This is a genomic window from Micropruina sp., assembly GCF_047606365.1.
Lineage (GTDB): Bacteria > Actinomycetota > Actinomycetes > Propionibacteriales > Propionibacteriaceae > Micropruina.
On sequence record NZ_JASGEN010000034.1, the window covers coordinates 1 to 9,936 of the forward strand.

Here is a 9,936-nt window from a genome sequence, read left to right on the forward strand (position 1 = left end):
CTGCGCGATCTGCGCCACGCTGACGTCCAGCGCCTCATCGGCCTCGGGCGTCGGGCCCAGACCGCTTTCCGACAATGCCCTCAGATGTTCCAGCCGATGCTTCGTCTGCGCATTCCGCTTGGCGTGCGGCGACACCAGGATCGGCGCGGCACCGACAGCGGCGACCTGCTCGAGTTCGACGGCACTCAACTGCTGGCCGGCGTCGTCGCCCTTCCGGCCCGGCCAGGGTATGAAGCCCTCCGCCACCCCGACCGCGGTGAGCACCTGCGGCAGCCCGACCCGATCGTCGAAGCAGAGCACCCGGGGCACCCATTCCGGGTGATAGAGCCGGTTGGAGCGGTACAGCCGTTCCAGCTGCCAGAACCGGTCCAGCAGGCCCAGCAGCGAGGCGTTGAGCCGCGGTCCGGTGTCGAACTCCTCGGCTTGGGCGAACACCCGGCGGAACATGCAGAAGTTCAACGACACCCGCTGCACGCCGCGTTGTGCGGCATCCGCCATCAGCTGGCACACCATCAGCTCGGTCACCCCACCAGGGGCGTCGGGGCCGCGCCGCATCAGATCCAGCGACAACCCTGTCGCACCCCAGGGGACGAAACTCATCAGGCCCACCACGTCGCCGCCGGCGTTCTCGGCGAGCACGAACAGGATCTGCGAATCCGCGGGATCGGCGGCCCGGTTGAGCGCCATCGAATAGCCGCGTTCGGTGTTGCCGTGGCGCCAGCGATCGGCCAGCGCGTACAGCTCGGCGACCTCCTCCGGCGACAGTTCGGCCTGCCGGACGAGCCGGACGGCCACGCCGGCGCGACGGGCATGCTGGGCGGCTCGCCGGACGCCGGCAGCGGGTGCGAACCGACGCACCTCGAGCACCGCCTCATCGCCCAGCGGCAGTACCCGCAGACCGGCTCGGACGTAGCCGCGGGCACCCGCCACGGAGGCGCCCAGCACGGCCGGGATCCAGCCGTACTCGCGCAGTTCCCGTTGCCAGGCCTCGATCGCCGCCGGCCACGATCGAGGGTCGCCGACCGGGTCCCCCGAAGCCACCGACACTCCTGCGACCAGCTGGTAGGTGATCACCGCGCGGCCGTCCGGGCTGAAGATCGACGACTTGTCCCGACGGGTGGCGAAGTAGGACAGCGAATCGGTGGCACCGTAGTCGCGGATCAGCCGCCGGATGGCCAGTTCACGCTCGCCCGACCACTGGGTCGGGTTGCTGGCTGTGCGCAGGAAGGTGATCACCGTGGCCAGCAACGTGACGGTCAGCACCAGCGAGGTCACCTCGGTGGCCCACGGCGGCAGTGCCTCCAGGATCGCGCGGTTGAACGGGCCGGCATCGCCGAACAGCCGCGCGAAGATGGCCACGACGGCGTCCGTGGTCGACGTGGGGCCGCCCGGGAAACCGAGCACCAGCAGGTAGCTGACGCCCACCGCGAGCAGCAACCCACACACAGCGACCAGTCCGGCGCGCAGCACCGAGCCGCGCCGCACCCGGGCGGTGAAGGCCGGCCGCAACGTCCACAACCACACCAGCGCGACGGCCCCCAGCGGCACCGAAGCGATGTCGAACCAGCCCGCCAGGGTGTGTTCCAGGCGCCACGAACGCATCCAGGGGCTGACCGGGGCCTTGATGACCAGGCTCAGCCCGAGGTACATCCCGAACAGCTGGCAGACCATGACCGCGATCAGGCCCACCCGCTTGCGCAGCACCAGCGCCACCGTGATCAGGGCCAGCAAGGCGACCGATGCCATCGTCCGGGACAGCGGAATGTTGACCAGGGTGACGAGCTCCTCCAGCCAGTGGAAGCTGTGCTGTCCCCAGTGGCCGAACAGCCAGGAGAGGGCGGCGATCAGCGTCGACGCGGCGTAGGCCCCGGTCAGCCAGCGGGCCCCCCGCATGGGCCTCGTCCGATCGCCCCGGCCAGGCACGTCCAGCTCTCCGTTCCACGCGCCCCGGCGCGTCCAACCGGAGGCTACTCCGCGGTTCACAGCCTGCGACCCCGGTCGGTGGCCGCTCGGTCACCGACCGCCGCTCCGGGCGGCGAGCTAGATTCAGTTCGGCGCCCGCCACGCGGGTGACTAAGGGGTGGACATCGTGTTCGAGCTGACTGGCCGTCCGTTGCAGGTGATGGCCGTGATCGCAGCAGTCGTACTTCCGTTGCTGAGCGTCTACCTGTGGTCGCGGCATCGCAGGCGGTCCTCGAACCCGCTGCTGGGCGTCCTGGCTGTCGCCGGACGGCTGGGCGTGATCCTGCTCGCCCAGCTCACCGCGATGCTGGCGTTGTTCCTCTACGTCAACGATCAGTACGACTTCTACGCCTCCTGGAACGACCTCCTCGGCATCCAGGACACGGCACCGCAACGCCTCAACCCCGCCCTGTTGGACGCCGGGGCCGGCAAGGTCGAGTCGATGCCGGTCCGCAACAACCTGGGCGTGGTCGACGACGTCCTGGTCTGGCTGCCGCCCGGCTACGACGCTGGCGCGGCCACGAAGTACCCGGTGCTGGAGTTCCTGCCCGGGCAGCCGTCCTCACCGAGCCTGCTCTTCTCGCACTTCAACTTCGGTCAGGTGGCGAGCGAGGCGATCACCTCCGGACGGGTGAAGCCGTTCGTCGCGGTGCTGCCGCCGATCATGATCAGTCCGCCGCGCGACACCGAATGCGTCGATGTTGCCAACGGCCCCCAGGCCAGCACCTGGGTCACCCGCACGGTGCCGGACGCCCTGATCAGCCATTTCCATGTGCAACCGATGGGCGCCAAGTGGGGAATCATGGGGTTCAGCGCGGGCGCTCAGTGTGCGGCCAAACTGACCCTGCGCTACCCCACCCAGTACAAGGCGGCTGTGGCGCTGGCCGGTGACTACGTCCCTTACACCGACGACACCACCGGTGATCTGTTCGGCAACAACAGGATGCTGTGGAACGAGAACTCGGCCAGCTGGCTCTATCGCAGCTACGGCATGCGGGGCAGCAAGCTGTTGATGGTCGCCAGTAAGCAGGACGGCTGGTCGGCCCGGCCCACCGAGGCGATGGCCAAGGAGGCCCGGGGTGACGCCAACGTGACCACCCTGATGCTTCCGGCCGGGGGCCACAACTACCACACCTACGCCCCCTACCTACCTCAGTCGCTGACCTGGCTGGCCAATCAGGGCGTCCTGAACTGATGCGCCCCCGCAGCCGGCGCCGCACGCTGGTCACCACCGCCCTGGCGGTGGTGGCTGTCGTGGCCCTGATGATCACCGCGACCTGGGCACTCACCTCGTCCGGACGCGTCACCGCAGCCAAGGCCGCGACGGCCAACCCCACGGCATCCCCGCAGCCGGCGACTCCGACGGGCTCGGCGAGCGTGACGCCCGGCCCGACCACGCTGAGCCCGACCGGCCCCGTCCATCTCGTGGGCCTGGGTGATTCGGTGATGTCGGGCACCAATTGCGACTGCGACGGCATCACGTCCGAACTCGCCGGCTCGCTGGCCAAGGCGTGGAAGGTGCCCGTGAGCCAGGTCAACCTGGGTGAGTCGGGAGCGACCACCGATGATCTGCTCGACGACCTGACCAACGACTCCCGCACCATGAGTGAGGTGACGAACGCCGATGTCGTGGTCGTCATCATCGGCGCCAACGACCTGACCGACGATCTGGACACCTGGCGCCGCACCGGCTGCGGTCGATCCTGCTATCAGCCACACGTGCAGCAGATGCAGAACCGGCTGGCCAAGATCCTGGCCCGGATCACCAACCTGGAGGGCAACCGGCCCTTCAGCCTGGTGGTCGACGGGTATTGGAACATTCTCACCGACGGGCAGACCGCACTGAAGCAGGGCGGCTGGCCACAGCTCAGCTGGAGCCGGGCGGTCACCGCGTCCGTCGACTCGGCGATCAAGGACGCTTCCGACGCGGCCGGCGCGCAGTATGTGGAGCTGCGCTCGGTGTTCAGCAACACCCCGGATCCGTTGCTCGCCGACGACGGCGACCATCCCAATGCCGCCGGTGTCGAGGCGATTGCACGGGCGAATCTACGAGCGCTGCACCGATGACGGTGGTTGGATAGCGCCATGCCCCAGCTCGGACGTCCTGCCACTCCCGCCACCGAGGCCGTTCGCGCGGCCCGCGACTTCCTGTTCGACCACGCCACCGACTACGACGGTGCGGTGGCCGGCTTCCGCTGGCCGGAGCTGACCGAGTTCAACTTCGCCCTGGACTGGTTCGACGTGGTGGCCGGTGAGCATCCCGACCGGCCGGCGGTGACCATCGTCGACGCCGACCTGAACGTGCAGAGCACCAGCTACGGGGAGCTGGCCCGGCGCTCCGATCAGGTGGCCGCCTGGCTGACCGACCTCGGCGTCCGCCGCGGTGACGCGATGATCGTGATGCTGAACAACACGATCGAACTGTGGGAGACCCTGTTCGGCGTGCTCAAGGTGGGCGCGGTGGCGATCCCCACCTCCACCCTGCTGACCGCCGGCGAACTCGATTTCCGGGTCCGGACGGCCGGCGCGAGCTACACCATCGCGCCCACGGCACTCGCCGACCGATTCGCCGGCCTGCCCGGCGAGGTGACCCGGATCGGCGTCGGCGACCCGGTGCCCGACTGGACCGATTTCGCCGACTCGCACGCCGCCCCGGACGGCTTCACCCCCCACGCCCCGACCCCGGCCGGCGACACCTGCCTGCTGTACTTCACCTCGGGCACCACCGCCCGGCCGAAGCTGGTCCGGCACACCCAGGTGTCCTATCCGGTGGGCCACCTGTCGACCATGTGGTGGCTCGGCGTCCGCGAGGGCGACGTCCATCTGAACATCTCGTCGCCGGGCTGGGGCAAGCACGCCTGGAGCAATTTCTTCTCGCCGTTCCTGGCTCAGGCGACGGTGTTCATCTTCAACTACGCCCGGTTCGACGCCGGCGCACTGATGCGGGTGATGGACGCCCACCAGGTCACCACCTTCTGCGCGCCGCCGACGGTGTGGCGGATGCTGATCCAGGCCGATCTGACCCAGTTGCGGCAGCCGCCGCGCGAACTGGTGGGTGCCGGCGAGCCGCTCAACCCGGAGGTGATCACTCAGGTGCGGGCCGCTTGGGGCTCGACCATCCGGGACGGCTTCGGCCAGACCGAGACGACCTGCTGGGTGGGCAACTCCCCTGGTCAGCTGGTGAAGGACGGCTCGATGGGACGCCCGCTGCCGGGTTACAACGTCGAACTGCTCGACCCGGTCACCGGCGAACCCGGCCAGGAAGAGGGTGAGATCTGCCTGGATCTGGCCCGGCGTCCGCTGGCGTTGATGAGCGGCTACTTCGGCGACGATGAGTACACCGCCGAGGCGATGCGGGACGGTTATTACCATTCCGGCGACATCGCCAGCCGGGACACCGACGGCTACCTGACCTATGTGGGACGCGCCGACGACGTGTTCAAGGCGTCCGACTACAAGATCAGCCCGTTCGAGCTCGAATCGGTGCTGTTGGAGCACCCCGCGGTGGCCGAGGCTGCGGTGGTGCCGAGCCCGCACCCGGTCCGGCTGGCGGTGCCGAAGGCGTTCCTGACGCTGGCCGCCGGGGTCGAGGCGTCCGAGGCGACGGCCCGGTCGATCTTCGATCACGCCAAGGCGAACCTGTCCGGCTATCAGCTGGTCCGGATCATCGAGTTCGTCGAGGAGTTGCCGAAGACCATCTCGGGCAAGATCCGCCGGGTCGATCTGCGCGGTCGCGAAGCGGCCCGGGTCGCCGGCGAAGAGGCGGGTGCGGCCGAGCAGTTCCGGTACTCGAAGAAGCGCTGACGAGGCTCAGTTCCGCAGGGCCGGGACGGCCCACGCCAGCACGGTGATCCCGATTCCGATCACCAGCAGCACGGTGGTGTCCACCGCCTTGTTCCGGACGGCGAGCAGCCCGACCCGGCGGTTCGGCAGCAGCCGGAACAGCCCGCCCATGGTGATCGACAAACCGATCAGGGTGCTGCCGGTGCGCCAGTGACTGGTGGCCACCACGATCAGCCCGGCGAAGACGCCGAGCAGCACGCTGGCCAGCGGCCATTGGCCCAGCACCTGCTGGACGAAGGTCTTCGGCGGTCGCTCGCCGGCGGTGGTCATGGCCCCGATCGTGCCACGCGCGGCCTGCACCTCAGTGGAAGAAGTGCCGAGTGCCGGTCAGGTAGAGGGTGACGCCGGCCGCCTGCGCGGCCGCGATCGTCTCGGCGTCCCGCACCGAACCGCCGGGCTGGACGATGGCCCGCACTCCGGCGGCGATCAGGATCTCGGGTCCGTCGCCGAACGGGAAGAAGGCGTCCGAGGCCGCGACCGACCCGGACGCCCGGTCACCGGCCCGCTCCACCGCCAGCCGGCAGGAGTCCACCCGGTTGACCTGGCCCATGCCGACCCCGACGGACGCGCCGCCCGAAGCGAGCAGGATCGCGTTGCTCTTCACCGCGCGGCAGGCCCGCCAGGCGAACGCCAGGTCGGCCAGCGTGGCCTCGTCGGCGGCTTCACCGGCGGCCAGCGTCCAGCTCTCCGGGTCGTCGCCGGGGGCGTCGATCCGGTCCGGCCGCTGCAGCAGCGCACCACCCGAGATCGGCTGCAGCTGCGCGCCGCGGTGGGCATACGGAACGGCACGCAGGATTCGCAGATTCTTCTTGCGGGTCAGCACCTCCAGGGCGCCGGGCTCGTAGTCGGGTGCGATCAGCACCTCGGTGAACACCTCGGCGACCTGTTCGGCCATCGCCACGCTGATCGGGCGGTTGCTGGCGATCACGCCGCCGAAGGCCGAGACCGGGTCGCAGTCGTGCGCCTTGCGGTGCGCCTCTGCGACGTCGGCGCCGACCGCGATCCCGCACGGGTTGGCGTGCTTGATGATCGCCACCGCTGGCTCGGTGAAGTCGTAGGCGGCGCGGTAGGCGGCATCGCCGTCGGTGTAGTTGTTGTAGCTCATCTCCTTGCCGTGCAATTGCTCGGCCTGGGTGATGCCGTCCGGTCCGAAGCCCTGGGCGTAGAGCGCAGCCGGCTGGTGCGCGTTCTCGCCGTAGCGCAGGGTGCCGACCTTGTCCCAGGTGCCGCCGATCCAGGCCGGGAAGCCGTCGCCACCGGACGAGTCGGTGAGCACGCTGCCCATCCAGGAGGCCACCGCGACGTCGTAGCTGGCGGTGTGCACGAAGGCGGCGGCCGCCAGCGCCTGCCGCTGCTCCAGGGTGAACCCGCCCTCGGCGAGTGCCGCGGTCAACACCGGGTACTGCGCCGGCGAGGTCACGATGGCCACCGACGGATGGTTCTTGGCGGCGGCGCGCACCATCGACGGCCCGCCGATGTCGATCTGCTCGATGCACTCGTCGACGCCCGCGCCGGAGGCGACGGTCTTGGTGAACGGATACAGGTTGCTCACCACCAGGTCGAAGGCGGCGACCCCGAGCTCGGCGAGCTGCTCGCGGTGGGACGCCAGCCGACGGTCGGCCAGGATGCCGGCGTGGATGTGCGGGTGCAGGGTCTTGACCCGGCCGTCCAGACATTCGGGGAAGCCGGTGACCTGCTCCACCGGCGTCACCGGCAGGCCGGCGGCGTCCAGAGTCTTCGCGGTCGAGCCGGTGGAGACGATCTCGACGCCGGCGTCGACGAGTGCGCGGCCGAGTTCGACGAGTCCGGTCTTGTCGTACACCGACAGCAGGGCACGTCGGATGGGCAGCCGGTCGGTCATGAATCCCCCTGGGAGGCGAGGTCGTTGACGGTGTGGACGAGCAGGACGCGCTCGGCCACCTTGATGCGTTCGTGCAGCGAGTCGACGGTGTCGTCGGGCAGCACCCGGACCGGCTCCTGAGCCAGGATCCGGCCGGTGTCGACGCCGGCGTCCACCTCGAAGACGGTGGTGCCGGTGATCTTGACGCCGTGTTCGAGGGCGTCGCGCGGGCCGTGCATGCCGGGGAAGCTGGGCAGCAGCGCCGGGTGGGTGTTGATCGTGCGGCCCCCGAAGCGGGCCAGGAAGGCCGGTCCGACCAGCTTCATGAAGCCGGCCAGCACCACCAGGTCGATGTCCCGGGCGCCCAGCAGTTCGGTGAGTTCGGAGTCCCAGGCGGCCCGGTCGGAGCCCTTGACGAACGGGTGGACGAAGCTGGGCACCCCCGCCTCGGCGGCCCGCTGCAGGCCCTGGGCGGCGGCGTTGTCGGAGCCCACCACGGCCACCTCGGCCCGCAGTTCACCGGCGGCCTGTGCGTCCAGCAGAGCCTGCAGGAGACTGCCGGTGCCAGAGATCAGCACGGCGATGCGGAAGGCCATGGACGGCAGCCTAGTGCCCCGGCCACCGACCTTCGTCCGCTGCGCGACGCCCGGACGGCGCCCCGCGTTCAGTCCTGACCGATCACCACGGTGTCGACGTCCAGGGGTTCGGTGGGCAGGTCGATCTCTTCGGTGGCCGCCTCGGCGGGATCGGACGCGGGCAGGTGCCGTCCCTTCGTGAACCAGTGCACGACGGCGGCACCGGCACCGCCGACCAGCATCGGCAGCGGGGCCAGCCAGAGCAGGTTGAGCAGCACCGGACCCATCCCGATCAGGCGGGCGGCACCCAGGTCGCCCCGGGACAGCGCCGCCAGCACGAGCACCAGCACGGCCACGGCGAGGCCGGCGCCCACTCCGCGGGCCAGCCAGACGACCAGGCTGCGGTGTGCGCCGGGTGCCGTTCGGGCGGCCACCCAGCCGGCCACCACGCCGACCACGACACCGCTGAGCAGCCAGGTGTAGCTCCACGGACCGCCCGGGCCGGGTTCCGGAACCGCGCCGAAGACCGGGATCGCGGGCAGCATGCCGGCGGTGGTCAGCATCGGCGACACCAACGAGCCCACGCCGACGCTGATCCCGGCGCCGAGTACCCAGCTGGACGCCCAGACCAGCAGGTTGGGCAGATAGAGCAGTTGCAGGGCGACCAGCAGCCACGAGCCGACGGCGTCCGGGGTGAGTGCCTCTTCGATCACCGAGATCTGTTGGCTGCCGCGCAGCAGACCGACGACCAGCACCACGGCCGCGATCGCCGTCATCGTGCCCAGTCCGGCCAGCACCGCCCGTCCGATGCCTCGCAACGCCGCCGGCAGGGTCACCAGCGCACGCAGCCGTCGCCCCAGCGCCCACCCAGCACCGAGGCCTCCGACGACCAGGCCGCCGACGATCGCAGGTACGAACCGCGAGCCCGCACCGGACGCCACCGCCACCACGACGGTGACCAGGGCATAACCCGCGGTCGCCAGTGCCCAGGCCCGCAGCGCGCCACGTCCGTCCAGGTTCTCGGCCGAGGTCGCGCGCAGGCCGAGCCCGGTGACGGTGCGGGCCAGCAGCACGAACAGGGCGCTCAGGCCGAGCGGGGTCAGGGTGACCACCATGCTGCCGATCGCCGCGCCGACGCCGTGCCCGGCGAGCCAGAACTGTCCGGCGAACCCCAGCGCGGTCGGCACCGGCATCGCCATCGCGGTGAACCAGCCGACCATCACCAGCCCGGCGACCAGCAGCCAGCCGGCCAGCGCGGACGCCGCACCGGCGATCAGGGCGACGGGCAGCAGCGGAAACTCCGGCGCGGCGGCAGCGGCCTCGGCCTCCTGGGCAGCCTCCACCTCCGCCACGGTCAGGCGGACGCGGGAGCGGCGGCGTTCGGATCGAGTGGGCATGATGCCCCCATGGTCGCCGAGCGGCCCGGCGTGGCTGCGGCGGACACGCCCGACCGCACTAAACTCGGCCGGGTTCACACGCCGGCCGACCATGAGGACGAGATGAGCGACACCGATTCGGACAAGCCCCGCCGCGCCGCGGACGCTGACGGCGGGCTCGATCGGGAGACCCCCGACGCCGGCGATCAGGGACGTCCGTCGCGCGCCTGGGCGCCTGCCACCGACTCCACCACCACCGCCAGCACCGACGCGGCACCGGACGCCCCCGAGGTGAGCACGCCGATCCCGCCGCCCGCCCCGGCACTGCCCGAGCCCGCAC

The 9,936-nt window shown here is 70.6% G+C and carries 9 protein-coding genes; 4 read left to right on the forward strand and 5 right to left on the reverse strand.

Annotation, left to right across the window (positions count from 1 at the left end):
* On the reverse strand, positions 1 to 1,893 hold a 1,893-nt coding region (locus tag QM624_RS04795), incomplete at its 3' end, for a phosphatidylglycerol lysyltransferase domain-containing protein (RefSeq protein WP_415089280.1).
* Between the two features lie 196 nt (positions 1,894 to 2,089).
* On the opposite strand from QM624_RS04795, the gene QM624_RS04800 reads away from it, so the two are divergent.
* Genes QM624_RS04800 through QM624_RS04810 form a run of 3 tightly spaced genes read left to right on the forward strand, consistent with a single transcriptional unit; the run spans position 2,090 to position 5,766 of the window.
* Positions 2,090 to 3,157, forward strand: coding sequence for an alpha/beta hydrolase (locus QM624_RS04800; RefSeq protein ID WP_415089282.1), 1,068 nt, complete (start codon positions 2,090 to 2,092; stop codon positions 3,155 to 3,157).
* Positions 3,157 to 4,029: an SGNH/GDSL hydrolase family protein gene (locus QM624_RS04805; protein ID WP_415089284.1), complete on the forward strand. Its 873-nt coding sequence runs from the start codon at positions 3,157 to 3,159 to the stop codon at positions 4,027 to 4,029. The genes QM624_RS04800 and QM624_RS04805 overlap by 1 nt, the downstream gene beginning before the upstream one ends.
* A gap of 18 nt (positions 4,030 to 4,047) precedes the next feature.
* Positions 4,048 to 5,766 (forward strand): AMP-binding protein, encoded by a 1,719-nt coding sequence (locus tag QM624_RS04810; protein ID WP_415089286.1) that lies wholly within the window; start codon positions 4,048 to 4,050, stop codon positions 5,764 to 5,766.
* A 6-nt stretch (positions 5,767 to 5,772) separates the two neighbouring features.
* Here the strand turns inward: QM624_RS04810 and QM624_RS04815 are convergent, their stop codons facing one another.
* The 4 genes from QM624_RS04815 to QM624_RS04830 form a co-directional block, all read right to left on the reverse strand.
* Positions 5,773 to 6,075: a DUF3017 domain-containing protein gene (locus QM624_RS04815; RefSeq protein ID WP_415089288.1), complete on the reverse strand. Its 303-nt coding sequence runs from the start codon at positions 6,073 to 6,075 to the stop codon at positions 5,773 to 5,775.
* Positions 6,076 to 6,106: 31 nt separating this feature from the next.
* Positions 6,107 to 7,666, reverse strand: a complete 1,560-nt coding sequence (gene purH / locus QM624_RS04820; protein ID WP_415089290.1) for a bifunctional phosphoribosylaminoimidazolecarboxamide formyltransferase/IMP cyclohydrolase — start codon at positions 7,664 to 7,666, stop codon at positions 6,107 to 6,109.
* On the reverse strand, positions 7,663 to 8,241 hold the full coding sequence (purN, locus tag QM624_RS04825; RefSeq protein WP_415089292.1) for a phosphoribosylglycinamide formyltransferase: 579 nt from the start codon (positions 8,239 to 8,241) through the stop codon (positions 7,663 to 7,665). The genes purH and purN overlap by 4 nt, the downstream gene beginning before the upstream one ends.
* 68 nt (positions 8,242 to 8,309) lie before the next feature.
* The gene (locus tag QM624_RS04830; RefSeq protein ID WP_415089295.1) at positions 8,310 to 9,617 is read right to left on the reverse strand and encodes a DUF6350 family protein; all 1,308 of its coding nucleotides are present in this window, start codon (positions 9,615 to 9,617) and stop codon (positions 8,310 to 8,312) included.
* A gap of 102 nt (positions 9,618 to 9,719) precedes the next feature.
* On the opposite strand from QM624_RS04830, the gene QM624_RS04835 reads away from it, so the two are divergent.
* Positions 9,720 to 9,936, forward strand: a 217-nt coding sequence (locus QM624_RS04835; RefSeq protein WP_415089297.1) for a hypothetical protein, incomplete at its 3' end; no start/stop codon positions are given.

Bases quoted from the DNA above. Each gene is read 5' to 3' on its own strand.
- QM624_RS04805 (WP_415089284.1), top strand. From the start codon at position 3,157: ATGCGCCCCCGCAGCCGGCGCCGCACGCTGGTCACCACCGCCCTGGCG.
- QM624_RS04810 (WP_415089286.1), top strand. From the start codon at position 4,048: ATGCCCCAGCTCGGACGTCCTGCCACTCCCGCCACCGAGGCCGTTCGC.
- QM624_RS04815 (WP_415089288.1), bottom strand. From the start codon at position 6,075: ATGACCACCGCCGGCGAGCGACCGCCGAAGACCTTCGTCCAGCAGGTG.
- purH (WP_415089290.1), bottom strand. From the start codon at position 7,666: ATGACCGACCGGCTGCCCATCCGACGTGCCCTGCTGTCGGTGTACGAC.
- purN (WP_415089292.1), bottom strand. From the start codon at position 8,241: ATGGCCTTCCGCATCGCCGTGCTGATCTCTGGCACCGGCAGTCTCCTG.
- QM624_RS04830 (WP_415089295.1), bottom strand. From the start codon at position 9,617: ATGCCCACTCGATCCGAACGCCGCCGCTCCCGCGTCCGCCTGACCGTG.